This window comes from Mesorhizobium sp. GbtcB19 (genome assembly GCF_019091085.1).
Lineage (GTDB): Bacteria > Pseudomonadota > Alphaproteobacteria > Rhizobiales > Rhizobiaceae > Mesorhizobium.
Window position 1 is genome coordinate 139,243 of the sequence record NZ_JAGXJY010000007.1, and the last position, 18,512, is coordinate 157,754.

Genomic DNA, 18,512 nt, shown 5'->3' on the forward strand with positions numbered 1-18,512 from the left:
GTGACCGGTTCGCGGGATCAGTCCGTTGCGGTGATCGAAACCAGGCTTCGCGCCTTCGAGCGCGACGCCGCTTTGCTGAGAGCCAAGCTGCACCGCTACGCGTCGCGCATGGTCGGATCGGTCATCGATGGCGAAGACATCGTCCAGGAGGCTTTGGCCAAAGGCTTTGTGGCGATCAGGAATGGCGACATGCCCGACAAGACCGAATCCTGGCTGTTTCGCATCACGCATAACGCGGCGCTCGATTTCCTGCGCAGCCAAGCCCGTGCGCGCGGGCGCGAAAGCGAGATCGAGCTCGACACGATCGCCGACGAGAATTCGGCGCTGGATGCGCGCATTGCCGCCGAGGCGAGTCTCGCGGAACTGATGCAGCTGCCGCCGGCGCAACGATGCGCGGTCGTGCTGAAGGACGTGCTCGGACACAGCCTGGAGGAGATCGGCGAAATCCTCGAAACTTCCGACACAGCGATCAAGGGCGCGCTGCAGCGGGGCCGCGAGGGCCTGCGCAAGCTTGCGGCCGCGCCGCGCACGACGTCGCCTCGCCCGACGCTCAACCGCGAGGAAATGCGGCGCCTGGGCGACTATGTGGCCGCCTTCAACGCCAGGGACTTCGATGTCTTGCGCGGGCTTCTGGCCGAGGACGTCAAGCTCGAGCTGGTCAATCGCCTGCGCGCCGACGGCAAGGAATATGTCGGCAATTATTTTGGCCGCTATGCCGACGAAACGCATTGGCATTTCACGACGGGCCTCGTCGAAGGCCGGCCCGCCATCCTGGTCACCAGTCCGGACCGCCCGGACGGGCCGCCGCGCTACTTCATCCTCATCCACTGGGAGAACGGCCGGATCGCCGGCATCCGCGACTTCCTGTTCGCGGATTATGTGATGGACGGCCTGAACTACTCCGACGCGAGGTGACTCTAGCGATAGAGCATGATGTCGCCCGAAAACCGTTTCACACTTTTCGGCATCATGCTCTAGCCCGCGCGGTGCTCCGCAAAGGGGGCCGCGGCGAACGCACCGGGCTGCGGGATCTCCGGCTCGCGCCGCGCCAGCGAATTGGCGACCAGCGTGATCGTCTCGCGCCCGATGCGGGCGATCTCGCCCGGACGGTCGATGCCGCTGATCATGAACTCCTCGATGCCGAGCGCGGCATAGGGCAAGAGCGCCAGAGCAAGCCGCGCCGGCGGCCCGGCGATCTCGACCGCCCGGTGATCCGGGGTGCCGCTCCAGCCGTCCGCATGGATGCGGACCGGAAGCGCGAAGCGCAGCTTGCCGGCGCGGCCGTGCTCGGCGGCGGCACCGCGCGCGCGTTCGATCAACTGCCGCACCTCGTCGGGTGAGCCGGCGGCAAGCTCGAAGATATCGGCATGCTTGCCGGCGACTTTCAGCGCCGTGCCGGACTGGCCGCCGAGGCGGATGACAAGGTCGGCGCCATGCGGCCCCTTGCGCGGCACGAAGCCGCCCCGGACGCTGTAGAAGGCGCCTTCATGGTCGAAGGGCCTGTCGTTCGACCACAACCGCTTCAGCAGCACCAGATATTCGTCGATGCGCTGCCAGACTACGCTGTGGCCGATCGGCCGCGCCTCGGCATCGCTGTCTTCCAGCGGCTCGCTCAGCATGCGCAGCGACAGACGGCCGCCACCCCGGCGATCGAGCGCCGCGAGCTGCCTTGCCGCCACCGTCGGCTCGATCACGCCGGCCCAATGCGTCAGCACGATTTGGAGCGAGCCGGTGCGGTCGAGCGTCTGGGCGGCGATGTCCATGTTGGTGAGCAGGCCGGCCGCATCGTCGATCACCAGCTTGCGGAAGCCGGCATCCTCGATCAGCGACAATTTGGTCGCCGTCTCGGCGAAATCGTAGAAGAAGCTGCCATTGGCAGCCTTACCGGGAACATGCGTGAACTCGATCGGCATTGCCATCTCCTCCATCACGTTGGCTTGCCCCGCTCCAAAGCCTTCGAACCAAATCCGAGACGCAGGCGCACGACGGCACCCTGGCGCCTGGCCAGTTTTCAACTCCGACTACTCGACTCAGATTGTTTGACGGCGGGTCTCGGCCCGCCTTGAAATCAGGGGATCAGCCCCAGCACCACCGCGCCGGTGAATACGAACGCGAGCGCGAAGACGAGATAGGCGAAGGTGCCGCCATAGGCGGGCCTCCAGCTCTGGTCGGCGGTCAGCCTCTGTCCCTTGCGGGCGGTCTGGGCGTTCTGGATATAGGACATATCGGCCTCCGTCTCGGCCATTAATCTATAAAGTTAGTAGACTTTGTCGATTGCTATTTTTCGAGGATTTTTGGGAAAACGTTCTCGGGATAGGGCGCGAACTGGGTAATTATTGCTCCCTCGAGAAAGAATATCCGGGTGGCAACCGATGCGAGCAGGCCCGGCAAATGCCTGGAACCATAGACTTTTCAGCGGCGGACGGCCTCGTTCAAGCGCTTGGCTATTCCCCGCCCGACGCGATAGCATCGAAAAACACCTCACGGGATCCAGGGAGACGAAAATGGGTGGAAGACTGGCGGGCAAGGTCGCCATCATCTCGGGCGGCGCAACAGGCATGGGCGGGGCGGCTTCCGAGCTGTTCGCCGCCGAAGGCGCAAAAGTTGCGATCATCGACCGCAATGGCGAGGCCGCCGGCAAGACGGCCGCGGCGATCAGGGCGCGGGGCCATGTCGCGGAGCATTTCGTCGCCGACGTTTCGGACGAGCCGCAGGTCGAAGCGGCGGTGAAGGCGGCCGCCGAAAAGCTCGGACCGGTCACCGTGCTGTTCAACCATGCCGGCACGATCGTCATCAAACCGTTTCTGGAAACGAGCCTGCAGGAATGGGACTGGCTGCATGCCGTCAATGTCCGCTCGATGTTTTTGATGACGCGCGCGGTGCTGCCCGGCATGATCGCCGCCGGCGGCGGCTCGATCGTCTGCACCTCGTCGATCTCGGCGGTGGCGGCGACGCCGAACGAAGTGCTCTACGATACCACCAAGGGCGCCTGCCACATGTTCGCGCGCGCCATCGCGGTCGAATTCCGCGACCGCAACATCCGCTGCAACGCCGTCTGCCCCGGCTTCATCCGCACGCCGCACGGCCTGCGCGAGGTGGCCGATCTCGGCAAGCTTGGCGTCGATGTCTCGGATGCGGCACTCGCCGCGCAGCAGGGCCGCATCGGCGAGCCGGAGGAAGTTGCGAAGGCGGCACTGTTCCTGGCCAGCGACGAATCGAGCTTCGTCAACGGCGCGCATCTGTTCGTGGATAATGCTTTCACGGCGATCTGAGTTCTTTTCCTCGCCCCACGAAAGTGGGGAGAGGTGGCTCGGCGAAGCCGAGACGGAGAGGGGAAGGCTCGGCTTTCGCGAAGGTTCAGCGAAACTCGCCACCGTTGCAGGCCCCCTCTCCGGCCGCCTCGCGGCCACCTCTCCCCCGCCGTTGGCGGGGGCGAGGAACTCTGGACTACCGCTCTTCCCTCCGGAACGGCTTCAGCAGCGCCGAAGGCGCCACCGCGTTGCGCGACATGAAGGCCATTGCGACGATGGTGAAGATGAAGGGCAGCATCAGGAACGCTTCGTAGGGAATGTGGCCGAGGCCGCTGGCCTGCATGCGCAATTGCAGCGCATCGACGAAGGCGAAGAGCAGAGCTGCCCCGGCCGAGCGCCATGGATCCCAGCGGCCGAACACGACCAGCGCGATCGCCACCCAGCCGCGGCCCGAGACCACGCCGAAGGTGAAGGCGTTGAACTGCGCCATGGTGAGGAAGGCGCCGGCGAGCCCCATCAGCGCGCCGCCGAGGATGACCGCCTGGAAGCGCGTGGCCATCACGCTGACGCCGGCCGAGTCCGCCGCGCGCGGGTTCTCGCCGACCATGCGCACCGACAGCCCCCATGGCGTTCGGTAGAGCACGAAGGCGGCGAGCGGGACGGCGACGATGGCGAGATAGACCAGTGTGAACTGGTTGAACACGGCCGGGCCGAACACCGGTATGTCCGACAGCAGCGGGATCGGCACGGGCTTGAAACCGTCGATGCTGGGCGGCACCGATTGCTGGCCGAAGATCAGCCGGTAGAGGAAATAGGCAAGGCCGGATGAGAATAAGGTCACGCCGATGCCGCAGACATGCTGGCTGAGGCCCAGCGCCACCGTGAACAACGCATGCAGCGCGCCCATCAGCGCGCCGACGAGCATGGCCACCAGCACGCCCAGCCACAGGCTGCCGCTGAGACTCGCGGCGGTGAAGCCCGCCATGGCGCAGAGCAGCATGATGCCTTCGATGCCGAGATTGAGGACGCCGGCGCGCTCGGAAAACATTTCGCCGAGCGTGGCGAAGGCCAGCGGCGTGGCGATGCGGATGATGGCGGCGAGGAAGCCGACCTGGAAAATCTGCTCGAACACCGCGCTCATGTTTGCGCTCCCACGCGGCGGATGCGGTAGGCGGTGAAGAGCAGCGCCACCAGCATGGCAAGCAGCGCGGTTCCCTGGATGACGTCGCTCAAGAAGGCCGGCACGCCGGTCGCCCGCGACATCGCCTCGGCGCCGGTCATGACCGCGGCCAGGAAGATCGCCGCCGGCACCACGCCGAGCGGATTGAGCCTCGCCAGCATGGCAACGACAATGCCGGAATAGCCATAGCCCGGCGAGATGTCGCTCATCACCTGGAAGTGCACGCCGCCGACCTCGCCGACGCCAGCGAGCCCGGCCAGGGCGCCGGAGAGCAACGCGGTGGAGGTGAGCACACGCTGCACATTGATGCCGCCATAGCGCGCGGCTTCCGGATTCTCGCCGGTGACACGGATGCGGAAGCCGAGCGTGGTGCGCGCGATCAGGAACCAGACCAAGGGTGCCGCGATCAGCGCCACGACGACGCCGAGATGGAGGCGGGTGCCTTCGATCAGCACCGGGAAATTGGCCGAATCCTCGATCGGCGGCGAGATCGGATAGCCGCTGAACGTATCCTTCCACGGCCCTTCGATCAGCGCCATCAGCGCGTAATAGATGACCGAGTTGAGGAGCAGCGAGCTCACCACGTCGTCGACCTTGAATTTGATGCGCAATGTCGCGGGCACCAGCGCGACCACGGCGCCAGCGGCTGCGCCTGCAATCGCCATCAACAGCATGGCGAGGGTGCCTGGCATCGGAATGGCGCCGACGAAGCAGCTTGCCACCGCGCCGGCCAACAGCTGGCCCTCGGCGCCGATGTTCCAGAATTTGGCGCGGAAGGCGATCGCCACGGCAAGGCCAGTGAAGATCATCGGCGCCGCGCGCACCAGCGTCTCGGTGATGGCGTAGCTGTCGCCGAGCGAGGCCGACAGCATCACGCCATAGGCGTCGACGACGCCGGCGCCGGCGATCGCGATCAGCCCGCTGCACAGGATGAGCGTCGCGGCGATGGCGATGAGCGGCAGGGCGAGATTGAACCAGGCCGGGGTCGACGCGCGGGCTTCGAGGCGAAACATCAGGCGTGGCCCTCCGCGCCGGTCATCATCAGGCCGAGTCTTGCGACGGTAGCCTCCGCGCCCGAAAGCGTGCCGGCGAGGCGGCCTTCATACATCACCGCGATACGGTCCGAGAGCATCAGCAATTCCTCGAGGTCCTCGCCGATGACGATGATGCCGCAACCCCTGGCGCGCATCGCCAGGAATTTTTCGTGGATGAAGCGGGCCGCACCAATGTCGAGCCCACGCGTCGGCTGCGAGACGATCAGCACTTTCGGATCGAAAGCGAGCTCACGCGCCAGAAGCGCCTTCTGCAGATTGCCGCCGGACAGCGCGCCGGCGCGCACCATCGGCCCGGGGCAGCGTATGTCATAGGCCTTGATCTGCGCCTCGGCGAAGGCGCGGATCGCCGCGGGATTGAGCAGGCCCTTGCGGCTGAAGGCCTCGGTGCCGATGCGCGGCAGCACCATGGAATCGGCCAAAGGCAGGTTGGTGACCAGGCCGGTCGTCATCCGGTCCTCCGGAATGCGGCCGAGGCCAAGCGCCTGCAGCTCGCGTGGCGAGAATTGCGCGACCGTTTTGCCGGCTATCGTCATGGCGCCGGTCTTGGGCGGCAGCATGCCGGAGATGACGTCGGCCAGCGCCCGCTGGCCGTTGCCGGAAACGCCGGCAATGCCGAGGATTTCGCCCGCGCGGACGAACAGCGAGACGTCGCGCAACGGCGTGCCGGCGTGGCCGGCGGTGGAAATGCCGTCGAGCGTCAGCACCGAAGCGCCGGGCGTCGAAGCCTCCTTGACCGGCGGCACGATTTCGTGGCCGCACATCAGTTCCGCCATTGCGGCCGATGTCGTGTTGGCTGGGTCGTCCACGCGGCCCGCGACCTTGCCATGGCGCAGCACGACGCAGCGATGGGTGAGCGCCCGGACCTCGTTGAGTTTGTGCGAAATGAAGATGATGCCAAGCCCTTGGGCAGCCATCGAGCGCAAAGCGGCGAACAGGCCGTCGACCTCGCTCGGCGCCAGCACCGCGGTCGGCTCGTCGAGGATCAAGAGCCTGGCGCCGCGAAACAGCGCCTTGATGATTTCCAGCCGCTGCTGCTCGCCGACGGACAGCGCCGAGACCGGCAGGTTCGGATCGAGGCTCAAACCGTACTGGCGGCCGATCTCCTTGAGCCGCGAAAGCCCGCCGGCGCGGTCGATGCGGCCGGATTTGCCGGGAATGCCGATCAGAAGGTTTTCCAGCACCGTCAGGCGCGGCGCCAGGTGAAAATGCTGGTGCACCATGCCGATGCCGGCGGCCAGAGCGTCGGCCGAGTTATGGATGGCGACAGGCTTGCCCTCGACCAGGATATCGCCGGCATCTGGCGCATAGGCGCCGAACAGCACGTTCATCAGCGTCGTCTTGCCGGCGCCATTCTCGCCCAAAAGGCCGAGAATCTCGCCGGGCGCGACGCTGAGATCGACAGCCTCGTTCGCCTTGACCGCGCCGAAGCTCTTGGTGATGCCGCGCATTTCGATGAGTGGGGCGGACAAGGGGGCTCCTGACTTACGATCCGGCATACCGCGGAGGGCAGCGCGAGGCCCCCTCTCTGGCCTGCCGGCCATCTCCCCCCAAGGGGGGGAGATCAGATGTCACGCGGGCCTTCGCCAACTTTCGACGTTGAAAAGATCAAGCGCCGTCGACGGAACTGCCAATCTCCCCCCTTGAGGGGGAGATGTCCGGCAGGACAGAGAGGGGGGCCTCGCGCCGACCCCTCAAAAAAACTTCAATCCGAAACCGGCGTGTTCTCGTCGACGTCGACGCGGAAATTGCCTTCGAGGATCTCGGCCTTCTTCTTCTCGACCAGGTCCTTCACCTCCGCCGGCAGCGTCTTGTCGAACTTGTGGTAGGGCGCGAGATACGAACCGCCCTTGGCCATGCGCGAGAAGTCGCCATAGTCCTGCGCGGTGAAGACGCCGGCCTTGACCAGTTTGATCGCCTGCTCGACCGTCGGATACATGTCCCACACCGGGCCGGTGATGACCGTATCCGGGCCGAGGCTCGACTGGTCGGACATGTTGGAGATGGCAAGGATCTTCTTCTCCACCGCCGCCTCGATGACGCCGAAGCGCTCGGCATAGATGACGTCGACACCGGCATCGATCTGCGCCACCGCCGCTTCCTTGGCCTTGGGCGGATCGAAGAAGGAGCCGATGAAGGCGACCTTCTTCTTGATGTTCGGATTGACCTCCTTGGCGCCGGCGAAGAAGGCGTTGACCAGCCGGTTCACTTCCGGAATGCCCATCGCCGCGACAGCACCGACCGTGCCCGACTTCGACATCTTTCCCGCGATCATGCCGGACAGATAGGCGGGTTCATGGATCCAGTTGTCGAAGACGCCGAAATTGGGTTCGGCCGGGCCGGCGCCGGAGCCGAACAGCCAGGCGGTCTTCGGGAATTGCTTGGCGGTCTTTCGCGATTCGCGCTCGGCGGCGAAGGCGTCGCCCAGCACCAGCTGGTAGCCGCCCTGCGCATATTCGCGCATCACGCGGCTGAAGTCGGCGGTCTGCACCTTCTCCGACCATTTGTATTCGATGCCCAGTTCCTTCTCGGCCTTCTGCAGGGCGACGTGGATCTGGTTGTCCCACGGCTCCTCGATCGGCGTGGCGAAGATCGCCGCCACCTTCAGCTTCTTGTCCTTGGCGAAGGCCGCGCCGGGCAACACGGTGGCCGCGAGGCCGAGCGCGCCGAGTTCCAGCACGTTGCGCCGCGACAGGCCGGCGCGTTGCATTTTGCTACGTTCGTTTTCCATTGAAGTTCCCCTCTGATTGACAGCCGTGTCGAGCCGGCCGTTCAAAAAATGTCAGACGAGGGACTATGGAACGGCGCCCGAGTTTTGTCCACATGGTCAAATTTGGTGGCGATGCTTGCGGTGTGGACAGGGGAGATGTCGGCGCGGGACAGCGCCGCCTCGGTCCTGCCGGCCACCTCCCCACGAGGGGGGATTAGCCAATCACACCAGCCCGCGCTTCACCATCATCGCGTCCGGCGACGGCATCTTGCCGCGGAACGCCGTATAGAGCTCTTCCGGATCCTTCGACCCGCCCGCGGCGTAGATGTTCTTGCGCAGCCGCTCGGCCAGTTCCGGATTGAAGGCATCGCCCGTTTCCTCGAAAGCCGAGAAGGCGTCGGCGTCGAGTACTTCCGACCACATGTAGGAATAGTAGCCAGCTGAATAACCGTCGCCGGCAAAGACATGGCCGAAATGCGGGGTGCGGTGGCGCATCGCGATCGTGTCCGGCATATGCAGCTTTTCCAGTGTTTCGGCCTCATACCGAAGCGGCTCGGCCGGCGCATCCGCCTTTGCATGGTACGCCATGTCGATCAGCGCCGAGGCGGTGAACTCGACGGTGGCGAAGCCGGCGCCGAAGGTGCGGGCGGCGAGCATCTTGTCGAGCAGCGCCTTCGGCATCGGCTTGCCGGTCTTCACATGCAGCGCGTGCTTTTCCAGCACCGCCGGAACCGTCAGCCAATGCTCGTAGAGCTGCGAGGGCAGTTCGACGAAATCGCGGCTGACAGAGGTGCCCGAAACCGAAGGCCAGGTGACGTCGGTCAGCATGCCGTGCAGCGCGTGACCGAATTCGTGGAACAAGGTCTTGGCCTCGTCGACCGACAGAAGCGCCGCCTCGCCGGCCGGCGGCTTGGCAAAATTCATGATGTTGTAGATCATCGGCTTGGCACCGTCGCCAAGCTTGTAGCCGGACCGCAGCGCACTCATCCAGGCGCCGGAGCGTTTTGATGGCCGCGCGAAATAGTCGGCCAGGAACAGGCCGCGCTCGCTGCCGTCCGGATTCTTGACCACGAAGACGCGCGCGTCCGGATGCCAGGCGGCGATGCCCTTCCTCTCCTCGAAGGTGATGCCGAACAAGCGCGTCGCCACATCGAAGCAAGCCTCGATGACGCGTTCGAGCTGCAAATATGGCTTCAGTTCCGCCTCGTCGAAGGCGAATTTCTCGGCGCGCAGCTTCTCCTGGTAGAAGCGCCAGTCCCAGGCGGCGAATTTCTCATTGCTGCCGGCCTCCGCGGCCAGCCGCTCCAGCTCCTTCTGGTCGGCGGCGGCTTTCTCCAATGCCTTTTCCCAGACCGGATCGAGCAGCTCATGCACCGCCTTCGGCGTCTTCGCCATCGTGTCGTCGAGCTTCAGCGCCGCGAAGGAGCCGTAGCCGAGCAGCTTTGCTTTCTCGGCGCGCAGCTTCAGCATGTCACGCACCACGCCGGTATTGTCGGTGGCCCCGCCATTCTGGCCGCGCATGATGAAAGCGCGGAAAGCGGTCTCGCGCAGGTCGCGCCGCTCCGAAAACGTCGAGAACGGCTCGTAGATCGAACGCGACAGCGTCACCGCATAGCGGCCCTTCTGGCCGCGCATCTCGGCCGCTTCCGCCATGGCGCTCTTCAGGAAATCCGGCAGGCCGGCAAGGTCGGCCTCGTCGAGGAACAGTGCCCAGTCACGCTCGTCGGCGAGCACGTTCTGGCCGAAATTGGTGCCGAGCGAGGAGAGTTCCTCGTTGATCGCGGCAAGCCGCTTCTTGCCGTCGGCATCGAGCTTGGCGCCTGACCTGACAAAACCCTTCCAGGTCTTTTCCAGGACGCGCAGCGTCTCGGCATCGAGCTTCAGGCTGTCGCGCCGCTGGTAAAGATCGTCGATGCGGGCAAACAGCTTCTCATTCATCGAGATCGCCGAGAAATGCCGCGACATCTTTGGCGAAACCTCGCGCTCCATCGCCTGGATCGTGTCGTTGGTGTGAGCGCCGGCCCGGCACCAGAAGATCGACGAGACATGGTCGAGCGCATCGCCGGCAAGCTCGAGCGCGGCAAGCGTGTTGTGAACCGTCGGCGCCTCGCTGTTGCCGGCGATCGCATCGATCTCGGCCTGGTGCGCCGCAAGCGCTGCGTCGAAGACCGGCCCGAAATCATTGTCGCCGATGCGCGAGAAATCCGGCAGGCCGAGCGGCCCTTGCCAGACGGTCAGCGGATGGGCGGCGAGGTCGGCGGTTTTTGACATGGGCAAATCCGATTGGGAGTTTCGACAGGCGGCGGGCAGTCCCGGATGTAGGGCGATGCCGTGCATCGCGCAACTCCGGGCTTCGCCTCAGTAGCCGCTGCAATCCTGCGCGACCGCCTTCTGGGTGCTGGCGGTGATGCGGCCGCCGGCGACGGTGAAGGTCTCGCGCATCAGCGTGTCGTTGTTGGGGAAATCGTAGCAGGCGAGCACCGTGGTCTCGCCCTTCTCGCTCTTTTCGATGCGATGGCGGATCGCCGCGCCCGCAACCGCGCCCTGCCACTCGTCGATCGAGGCGATGAAATCCTCCTTGGACTGAACGACGCCGATATCGTCGAGCTTCATGCGCACGTCGTCGGAAAGCAGGTCGGACAGTTCGGTGCGGTCGGCCACCAGCAGCGCCGAAAACCAGCGCTCGATGACGGCGCCGTCATCGGCGCCGGCGCGGACGATCGAGGTCACCAGCAGCGCCGCCGCGAGAAAGACCCTCCACCAGCTCCGCTGCATCATCCCTCCGCTACAGCTCAGGCCGCTCGAAATCGCCGGTTTCCTTGTTCATCACCCAAAGCTCGCCGGTCGAAATGTCGAACCAGGCGCCGTGCAGCGAGAGCCTGCCCTTGCCTTCGAGGATCGAGACGCAAGGGAAAGTCCTCAGATTGGCGATCGAATAGCGGATCGAGATGCGCTCCAGCGCGGTCTGGCGCTCCGTGGCCGTCATCATAGTGCTTGCCGCCACGGTCTCGGCGGCCGGCGCGATCAGGCTCATCCATTTGCCGATGAAGTCGCCGGGCGACAATGGCGCAGCATTGGTGTCGAGCGCGGCGCGAATGCCGCCGCAGCGGCCGTGGCCCATCACCACGATGTTTTTCACCTTCAGGCTCTGCACGGCGAATTCGAGCGCCGCCGAGGTCGAGTGGAATTCGCCGTCCGGCTCATAGGGCGGCACCAGATTGCCGACATTGCGCAGCACGAAGAGCTCGCCCGGTCCGGCATCGAAGATCGCCTCCGGCGCGGAACGCGAATCGCAGCAGGCGACGATCATCGTTTCCGGCGCTTGGCCCTCTCGCGCCAACGACCGGTAGCGGCCGCTTTCGGCAAGATAGCGGCCATTCATGAAGTTGCGATAGCCGGCGAGGAGGTGTTCGGGGAGGTGAGGCATGGGCGGCGTCTTGACCCTTTCCGGGTTGGAGGCAGCTGTGCAATTCAATCTGGAAAGCCCTCTAACGGCAAAATCCGGTCGCGGGCAATGCCGAATTGCGGATGGCTTCGTCGCATTCGCGATGCGAGAGGCATGATCCGGTCACGCCCAGATGGCGACTGGGATGCCGAAACGGTCGGTCAATGGCGGGTCGGGCGAAGGCCGTGCATCGCAGCTGGCAATGCGTCCGGCAATCAGCATCATCGCCGCGGCGTCGAGAAAATCGTCGCTCGCCGCGCCTCGTGGCGGTACCTGGTCAAGGAAAGTCCGCTCGTAGCCATGCCGGCAAAGCAGCGCCTTGCGCTCGTCCATGCCGGCCGGATTGACCGCGCCTTTGATCTTCTTCGGCAGCGCCATCGCCTTGCCGCCGTTCAAGCGACAGAACGCCACTTCCGGATGGGATTCGAAGACACGGCCGCGCAGGTCGGGCCGAGCGATCAGCAGGGCGTCGATTTCCCGGATCTTCGAAAAAATCCCGAAGGCCTGGATGGAAACACCGCGTGGCGGGTCGGACGTGGTCATCGCCACTTCGCTGGCGCGCCGGTGCGCCGCGTACCACGCCTCGATCGTGGTGAAGTCGCTGGTGTCGGCGTAGAGCGCGGCGCGCGAGGGGATGGCGAAGACGCTCGATTGCCGCGCCCCGAGCAAAGGCCGCACCAGCGCTTCCGGTCCGCGTCCGCCCTTGCTGGAAAAATCCGGCAGGCCGATCGGCATGTCGACGGCAATGGTGGCCTCAGGCAAGGCGTCGAGGAGCGCCTGGAAGCTCGGAAAGACTGAGACTGAAGGCATGGCGCCAGCCTCGCGATGGACGGCGATCCAGCCGGCCTTGCAGCCGTCGACGCCGGCCAGCGCGCGGCCGGTCGCTTTCACGCCCGCTTGTCCCGCCCGGGGTGCAAAAGATGACGCAGCTGCACCATGGCCATCGGATGCGACAGGCTCTGCGCGTCGGTTTCGAGCTGCAGCTCGTCGCCGCCGCGCTTCGCGGTGCGGGCAAGGATTTCATAGACGGCCGCCGTGGTCGATTGCAGCGCCTTGACCGGCGGCTGGCCGGAAAGCACGCGCGCCAGATAGACGGCGGCCGTCAGGTCGCCCAGCCCGTTCGGCGGCTTCTCGATCACGCGGTGCTCGGCGAGCAGCGCCTGGCTGCCGTCGAGCAAGAAATTGCCGGTGCCGCCCGTCATCATCGCCGGCGCCGAAGTCACCAGCATGGTGGACGGGCCGGCGTGAAGGGCCGCCGCCGTCACCGCCTTGATGTCCGGCAGCGGCGCGCCCGCCATCCATTCCAGCTCATAGCGATTCGGCGTCGCGATATCCGCGATCGGCATCAGTTTGTCGCGCATCGCGGCGGCCGTCGGCTCCGGCACATAAAGCCCGCCGGAATCGCCCATCACCGGGTCGCAGACGTAAAGCGCGTTCGGCGTCTTTTCCTTGACGGCCGCAACCAGCGAGGCGACGGCTTCCGCCTGGCCCGCCTCGCCGAGATAGCCCGAAAGCACGGCCCGAACCTCGCCCAGCCAGGGCGCGCGTTCGAGATCGGCCATCAGCGCCTTGAACTGATCGAGCGGCGGCACGATGCGCGTGGCGCGGCTGTGGCCAGGATGCCAAGGCAGGATGACGGTGGGCACCGCCCAGACCGGGAAGCCCAGCGTCTCCAGCGCGAAGACGGCGGCGCGGTTGCCGACCGAGCCGCGAGCGACATGGCTGGAGATGACGATGACCGCGCGCGGCGCGTCGGTTTTTTCTGCATTCATGGAATCTGAATCCTAGCCGCCACGCGTTGCGGCATACACCAACCAGGCCAGCAGCCCAATGGCGATGATGAAGCCAAGCGTTCGGCCAATGCGGGTTCCCCAATATTCGATCGGATCGGCACGGTCGGCATCGGCGGCGGTCACGCGGTCGCGCGCTTCCTTCGCCGCGCGGACAATGAACGATGCGTCGCCTGGGGACGTCTCCTGTTGCACGCGTTCGAGGATGCGGCGCGATTCGGCCTCGTCGTCCCGGCGCTCAGCCATGGCAATTGCCCTTTCCTGTCCGCAGCTTAGAGCAATTCCAGGAAAAGTGCGAAGCGGTTTTCCGACCGGAATTGCGTCGACAAAAAAAGATGAAATCCTGTTCGCGCAGGTATTCACAGTGGCTCGCGCCCGAGCTGGAATCGGCGTCATGAGCCGGACATTTTCTTACGCGTGGATTGTGGTAATGCTTCGCATGCAACTTCTGTCGAGGGACCAATCATGATTACCGAGCGCCTCTCACGATCCACCCCCTTCCGCGCCCTGCCCGCCTTCCTGATGATGGCTTTCGTGCTGCCGCTGCTTGCCGGCTGCGGCTACAACACCATTCCGACGGCGGAGGAGAATGCCAAGGCGGCCTGGAGTGAGGTGCTCAACCAGTATCAGCGCCGTTCCGACCTGATCCCGAACCTGGTCGAGACGGTGAAGGGCTATGCCTCGCATGAAAAGGACACGCTCGACGCGGTCGTCCAGGCGCGCGCCAAGGCAACGCAGATCACGGTGACGCCCGAGACGCTGAAGGATCCCGATGCGCTGAAGAAGTTCCAGGACGCCCAGGCCGGGCTGACCAGCGCGCTGTCGCGGTTGATCGCGGTGTCGGAAGCCTATCCCGACCTCAAGGCCAACCAGAACTTCCTGGCGCTGCAGGCGCAGCTCGAAGGCACCGAGAACCGCATCGCCGTCGCGCGCCGCGACTACATCCAGGCGGTCAGGGACTACAATCTGACGCTGAAGACCTTCCCGTCCGTGATCTGGGCGACCTTGTGGTTCCGCGGCAATGAGCCGTTCGCGAACTTCACCGTCGACGAGGACAAGATGCAGGTGCCGAAGGTCGATTTCGGCACGAGCACCAAGCAGGGCGGTTGAGCGCTTAGACTGAACTTAATCGAGCTTGCAGGCCTTGAGTTCCTTCACACCCCCCTCTGTCCTGCCGGACATCTCCCCCGCAAGGGGGGAGATCAGCCGTCATCCGCGATTTCGCCAATTTTCGGCGTTTGAAAGAGATGTCCGGCAACGAAGCTGCCAATCTCCCCCCTTGCGGGGGAGATGTCCGGCAGGACAGAGGGGGGTGCCTCGCGCCTACCTCGCCTTTCTTGGCCTTCTTGCCGCCCTCCTCCTCCCCCTCGCCGCCCTCGCCGCCGACCTCCCTGCGCTCACCGGCCGCGTCGTCGACAATGCCGGCATCATCGATGCCGGCACACGCGCGGCGCTGACGCAGAAGCTCGCCGATTTCGAGCAGAAAGGCTCCGACCAGATCGTCGTCGCCACCATTCCCAGCCTCGGCGGCGAGGAGATCGAACCTTACGCCAACCGGCTGTTCCGCTTCTGGAAGCTCGGCCAGGCCAAGGAAAACAACGGCGTGCTGCTTTTGGTCGCGCCCAACGACCGCAAGATGCGCATCGAGGTCGGCTATGGGCTGGAAGGCACGCTGACCGACCTGCACACCAAGCTGATCATCGAGAACGACATGGTGCCGGCCTTCCGCGCCGGCGATTTTTCCGGCGGCATCACCAAGGCCGTCGACGACATGATCATGGTGCTGGAGGGCAATCCGGAAGAGCTGGAGGCGCGCGGCAAGCGCAACGAACAGGCGCCATTCAACTCCGATGATCTGTTCTTCGCCATCTTCATCACCATCTGGGCGCTGATCTTCTTCGGCGGCATCGCAATGACGGTGCTGCCGCCGATCTTCGGCCAGAAGATCGGACCCGGCCGTTACCGCTGGCTCGGCATGACCTTCGATCAGAACCGGCGCTCTTCCTCGGGTGGCTGGTCGTCGGGCGGCGGTGGGTGGTCCTCCGGAGGCGGCGGTGGCGGGTTTTCCGGCGGCGGCGGTTCGTCGGGCGGCGGCGGCTCCTCGGGAAGCTGGTGAGAAAAATGGCAACGCGACCGATCAGCACCGAGGATCATGATCGCATCGCCGAGGCGATCCGCACCGCCGAATTGAAGACCGATGGCGAGATCTACTGCGTCGTCGCCCATGCCAGCGAAGGCTACTTCTTTCCGGCCGCCTTCACGGCGACGATCGGCCTGTTCATCGCCAGCCTCGCCGTCGCCTACGGGCTTGAGGGCTTGTGGCTTACCATCCGACTCCCGCATTTCGTGCTGGCGCAGTTGCTGGCACTGGCCTCGGTGTTCGCCCTGCTCTGGTTCCTGCCCGCCTTGCGCATTCATTTCGTGCCGCGAAGGTTGCGCTATAAGGCCGCTCACGCCAATGCGATGAAGCAGTTCCTGGCGCGCAACGTCCATCGCACGAGCGCACGGACCGGCGTGCTCGTCTTCGTCTCCATCGCCGAGCGCTATGCCGAGGTCGTCGCCGACTCCGGCATCAACGCCAAGGTCGACCAGCATGTCTGGGACGGCGTGGTGCGCGAGCTGACGAAACATGCCGGCGACGACCGGCTGGCCCACGGCTTCGTCAAGGCCGTCGAATCGGTAGGCGCGGTGCTCGCCGAGCATTTCCCGGTCACGGAAGGCGACACCAACGAGCTCGACGACCACCTCGTCGAAATCTGAAACCTTCTCTCCTGCTCACGACTTTTTTCGCCTGTGCGAAATCGCCAGCCTGGCATGCCGGACTCTTTGCAATCGGGCAATGCGGGTCTATGGTTAACCAATCATGAACACGCTGACCATCGACATCCGGAAGGCAGAGCCTCGCGACGCGAGCGCCATCGCCGAGGTGCACCAGCAGGCCTGGCGCGGCGCCTATTCGGGCATCATTCCGCACCGCACGCTGACCTCGATGATCAACCGTCGCGGCGTCGACTGGTGGGCCAACGCGATTCGCAAGGCGGCAACCGTGCTGGTGGTCGAGATCGGCGGAACGGTCGCCGGCTATGCTACGATCGGCAAGAACCGTGCCCGCGAGCTCCGGCAGCAGGGCGAGATCTACGAGCTTTACCTCCGCCCGGAATATCAGGGCATCGGGCTCGGCAGCCGCCTGTTCAAGGCGGCGAAGGCGCGGCTCGCCGACCACGGCCTGCGGGGCCTGGTGGTATGGGCGCTGGAAGACAACCACAACGCCCTGGCCTTCTATGCCGGCAATGGCGGCCGCGATATCGCCGAAGGCGTCGAAGTGTTCGAGCAGAAGGCGCTGAAGAAGGTGGCTTTCGTCTGGAATGACTGAAGCAATTCCAGGAAAAGTGTGAGCGGTTTTCCGCCCGGAATTGCGTGAAACAAAGAGATAGAGCAGTTCGCCGTTTCCATGAAACGGTGAACTGCTCTGGCGCCGCATAGGTTACAGGCGATCACAAACTGTGTGCGGTTCCATTAGCGTCCCGCACTATTCGACGCATTGCACCATGACGCGTCCCCCGCTATCGGTCTTTTCAATCGAGAGAGGGATTTAGCCATGCGTATCGAAGCCGTGCCAATCGGGAAGAACCCGCCTGACGACATCAACGTCATCATCGAGGTGCCGATCGGCGGCGAGCCGATCAAGTACGAGATGGACAAGGAGGCCGGCACTTTGTTCGTCGACCGCTTCCTGCACACCTCCATGCGCTATCCCGGCAATTACGGCTTCGTGCCGCACACGCTGTCGGGCGACGGCGACCCGATCGACGTTCTGGTCTGCAACACGCGCGCGCTGGTGCCGGGCTGCGTCATCAATGTGCGGCCGATCGGCGTGCTGATCATGGAAGACAATGCCGGCCAGGACGAGAAGGTGATCGCGGTTCCCTCGCCGAAGCTGACGCTGCGCTACGAGAACGTCACCGAATACACCCACCTGCCGGAGATCACCCGCCAGCAGGTGCAGCACTTCTTCGAGCACTACAAGGATCTCGAGCCCGGCAAATGGGTCAAGATCGAGGGCTGGCATGATTCCAAATATGCCAAGAAGATGATCGTCGACGCGATCGCGCGGGCAAAGGCGGCCAAGGCCTAAATTAACGCACCGCCTTCTCGCCGCCGGCCGCGGTGATCACCCCGACGATGATCAGCCCGGTCAGCACCAGCCGCACGCCGGCGCTGACGCCGAAGGTGTTGAGCATGGTGAGCAAAAGCACCAGGAACAGTCCGGCGCCCCAGACGCCGGGCACGTTGGCCTTGCCGCCGGCGACCGAGGTGCCGCCGATGACCACGACCGCGATCGAGGCGAGCAGATATTCGTTGCCGATATCGACATTGGCGCCGCGGAAATAGCCGGCCAGCAGCGCCCCGTCGATGCCGCCCAGCGCGCCGCACAGCGTGTAGGTGAGGAAACGGATGCGGCCGACATGGACGCCGGCCAGCCAGGCGGCGCGGATGTTCTGACCGATCGCCAGCACCGAGCGGCCATAGATCATCCGCTGCAGCGCCAGCGCCGCGCCGACGGTGAAGACCACCGTCAGCATCGCCAGCACCGGGATGCCCAGAACCTGCCAGTTGGTGAAGTCGGCGAAGCCCGGCGGCGGCTTGATCTGCAGGCCGCGGCCATAGCTGATGTCGACCGACTGGATGATGAAGCTCGCCGACAGCGTCGCGATGATCGGCGGGATGCGCAGCGCCCAGATCAGCAGATAGTTGATCGCGCCGATCGCCGCCCCGCAGGCGAGTGCCGCCAACAGACCGACGACGATCATCGAATCGCTGCCGCCCATCACCTTCATGGCGACAGCGCTCGCCAGCCCGATATTGGCCGGCAGCGACAAATCGACATTGCCGGGCCCGAGCGTGATGACGAACATCTGGCCGACGCCGACGATGACGGTGAAGACGGCCAGCGACAGCGCAGCGGTCACCATGCCGCCGGCGCCGTAGCCGCCGGTGAAGGCAATTGTCGCCAGCCAGACGACGAGCGCGCCGACGAAGGACCAGATCCAGGGCTTTTCAAGCAGCGTGCGTACCGAGGTCAT

General features: G+C 65.0%; 20 protein-coding genes. 7 read left to right on the forward strand and 13 right to left on the reverse strand.

The genetic code is table 11. The annotated features are described in order from the left end of the window. The gene (locus tag KVT37_RS14770) at window positions 1-915 is read left to right on the forward strand and encodes a sigma-70 family RNA polymerase sigma factor (protein ID WP_308642627.1); all 915 of its coding nucleotides are present in this window, start codon (window positions 1-3) and stop codon (window positions 913-915) included. 59 nt (window positions 916-974) lie between these two features. On the opposite strand, the gene KVT37_RS14775 is transcribed toward KVT37_RS14770, so the two are convergent. Together KVT37_RS14775 and KVT37_RS14780 are read right to left on the reverse strand one after the other, a co-directional pair. Continuing rightward, window positions 975-1,913, reverse strand: a complete 939-nt coding sequence (locus tag KVT37_RS14775) for an LLM class flavin-dependent oxidoreductase (RefSeq protein WP_217574143.1) — start codon at window positions 1,911-1,913, stop codon at window positions 975-977. Window positions 1,914-2,068: 155 nt separating this feature from the next. Next, window positions 2,069-2,224 (reverse strand): hypothetical protein, encoded by a 156-nt coding sequence (locus KVT37_RS14780; protein ID WP_095816548.1) that lies wholly within the window; start codon window positions 2,222-2,224, stop codon window positions 2,069-2,071. 280 nt (window positions 2,225-2,504) lie between these two features. Here KVT37_RS14780 and KVT37_RS14785 point away from each other — a divergent pair, with 280 nt between their 5' ends. After that, entirely contained in the window at window positions 2,505-3,272 is a 768-nt protein-coding gene (locus KVT37_RS14785; protein ID WP_217574145.1) for an SDR family NAD(P)-dependent oxidoreductase, read from the forward strand. Window positions 3,273-3,447: 175 nt separating this feature from the next. Here KVT37_RS14785 and KVT37_RS14790 read toward each other — a convergent pair whose 3' ends face one another. From KVT37_RS14790 to KVT37_RS14835, 10 genes are all read right to left on the reverse strand, one after another. Then, window positions 3,448-4,392, reverse strand: coding sequence for an ABC transporter permease (locus KVT37_RS14790; RefSeq protein WP_217574147.1), 945 nt, complete (start codon window positions 4,390-4,392; stop codon window positions 3,448-3,450). Further along, window positions 4,389-5,444: an ABC transporter permease gene (locus KVT37_RS14795; protein ID WP_217574149.1), complete on the reverse strand. Its 1,056-nt coding sequence runs from the start codon at window positions 5,442-5,444 to the stop codon at window positions 4,389-4,391. Before KVT37_RS14795 ends, KVT37_RS14790 begins: the two co-directional genes overlap by 4 nt. Further along, window positions 5,444-6,955 carry an ABC transporter ATP-binding protein gene (locus tag KVT37_RS14800; protein ID WP_217574151.1) on the reverse strand — a complete coding sequence of 504 codons (1,512 nt, stop codon included), beginning with the start codon at window positions 6,953-6,955 and terminating at the stop codon, window positions 5,444-5,446. Before KVT37_RS14800 ends, KVT37_RS14795 begins: the two co-directional genes overlap by 1 nt. A gap of 233 nt (window positions 6,956-7,188) precedes the next feature. Next, window positions 7,189-8,214 carry a BMP family protein gene (locus KVT37_RS14805; RefSeq protein ID WP_217574153.1) on the reverse strand — a complete coding sequence of 342 codons (1,026 nt, stop codon included), beginning with the start codon at window positions 8,212-8,214 and terminating at the stop codon, window positions 7,189-7,191. 201 nt (window positions 8,215-8,415) lie between these two features. Further along, on the reverse strand, window positions 8,416-10,464 hold the full coding sequence (locus tag KVT37_RS14810; protein WP_217574155.1) for a M3 family metallopeptidase: 2,049 nt from the start codon (window positions 10,462-10,464) through the stop codon (window positions 8,416-8,418). Between the two features lie 87 nt (window positions 10,465-10,551). Beyond that, window positions 10,552-10,971, reverse strand: a complete 420-nt coding sequence (locus KVT37_RS14815) for a nuclear transport factor 2 family protein (protein WP_217574157.1) — start codon at window positions 10,969-10,971, stop codon at window positions 10,552-10,554. Window positions 10,972-10,978: 7 nt separating this feature from the next. After that, on the reverse strand, window positions 10,979-11,620 hold the full coding sequence (locus tag KVT37_RS14820; RefSeq protein WP_217574159.1) for a carbonic anhydrase: 642 nt from the start codon (window positions 11,618-11,620) through the stop codon (window positions 10,979-10,981). Window positions 11,621-11,761: 141 nt separating this feature from the next. After that, on the reverse strand, window positions 11,762-12,529 hold the full coding sequence (locus KVT37_RS14825) for a DUF429 domain-containing protein (RefSeq protein ID WP_217574161.1): 768 nt from the start codon (window positions 12,527-12,529) through the stop codon (window positions 11,762-11,764). Beyond that, window positions 12,526-13,410: a pyridoxal kinase PdxY gene (pdxY, locus tag KVT37_RS14830; protein ID WP_217574163.1), complete on the reverse strand. Its 885-nt coding sequence runs from the start codon at window positions 13,408-13,410 to the stop codon at window positions 12,526-12,528. Before pdxY ends, KVT37_RS14825 begins: the two co-directional genes overlap by 4 nt. A 12-nt stretch (window positions 13,411-13,422) precedes the next feature. Continuing rightward, on the reverse strand, window positions 13,423-13,674 hold the full coding sequence (locus tag KVT37_RS14835) for a hypothetical protein (RefSeq protein ID WP_217574165.1): 252 nt from the start codon (window positions 13,672-13,674) through the stop codon (window positions 13,423-13,425). Window positions 13,675-13,893: 219 nt separating this feature from the next. Between KVT37_RS14835 and KVT37_RS14840 the strand changes: the two genes are divergently transcribed. The 5 genes from KVT37_RS14840 to ppa all read left to right on the forward strand — a co-directional run bounded on the left by KVT37_RS14840 (window position 13,894) and on the right by ppa (window position 17,563). After that, on the forward strand, window positions 13,894-14,538 hold the full coding sequence (locus KVT37_RS14840; RefSeq protein ID WP_217574167.1) for a LemA family protein: 645 nt from the start codon (window positions 13,894-13,896) through the stop codon (window positions 14,536-14,538). Between the two features lie 202 nt (window positions 14,539-14,740). Continuing rightward, window positions 14,741-15,544, forward strand: a complete 804-nt coding sequence (locus tag KVT37_RS14845; RefSeq protein WP_217574169.1) for a YgcG family protein — start codon at window positions 14,741-14,743, stop codon at window positions 15,542-15,544. A gap of 5 nt (window positions 15,545-15,549) precedes the next feature. Then, on the forward strand, window positions 15,550-16,188 hold the full coding sequence (locus tag KVT37_RS14850) for a TPM domain-containing protein (RefSeq protein WP_217574171.1): 639 nt from the start codon (window positions 15,550-15,552) through the stop codon (window positions 16,186-16,188). A 103-nt stretch (window positions 16,189-16,291) separates the two neighbouring features. Further along, complete coding sequence (locus KVT37_RS14855) at window positions 16,292-16,801, forward strand: GNAT family N-acetyltransferase (RefSeq protein ID WP_112101828.1); 510 nt, start codon at window positions 16,292-16,294, stop codon at window positions 16,799-16,801. A gap of 225 nt (window positions 16,802-17,026) precedes the next feature. Then, window positions 17,027-17,563 (forward strand): inorganic diphosphatase, encoded by a 537-nt coding sequence (gene ppa / locus KVT37_RS14860; RefSeq protein ID WP_127876499.1) that lies wholly within the window; start codon window positions 17,027-17,029, stop codon window positions 17,561-17,563. A 1-nt stretch (window position 17,564) separates the two neighbouring features. On the opposite strand, the gene KVT37_RS14865 is transcribed toward ppa, so the two are convergent. After that, window positions 17,565-18,512, reverse strand: a complete 948-nt coding sequence (locus KVT37_RS14865) for an ABC transporter permease (RefSeq protein WP_217574173.1) — start codon at window positions 18,510-18,512, stop codon at window positions 17,565-17,567.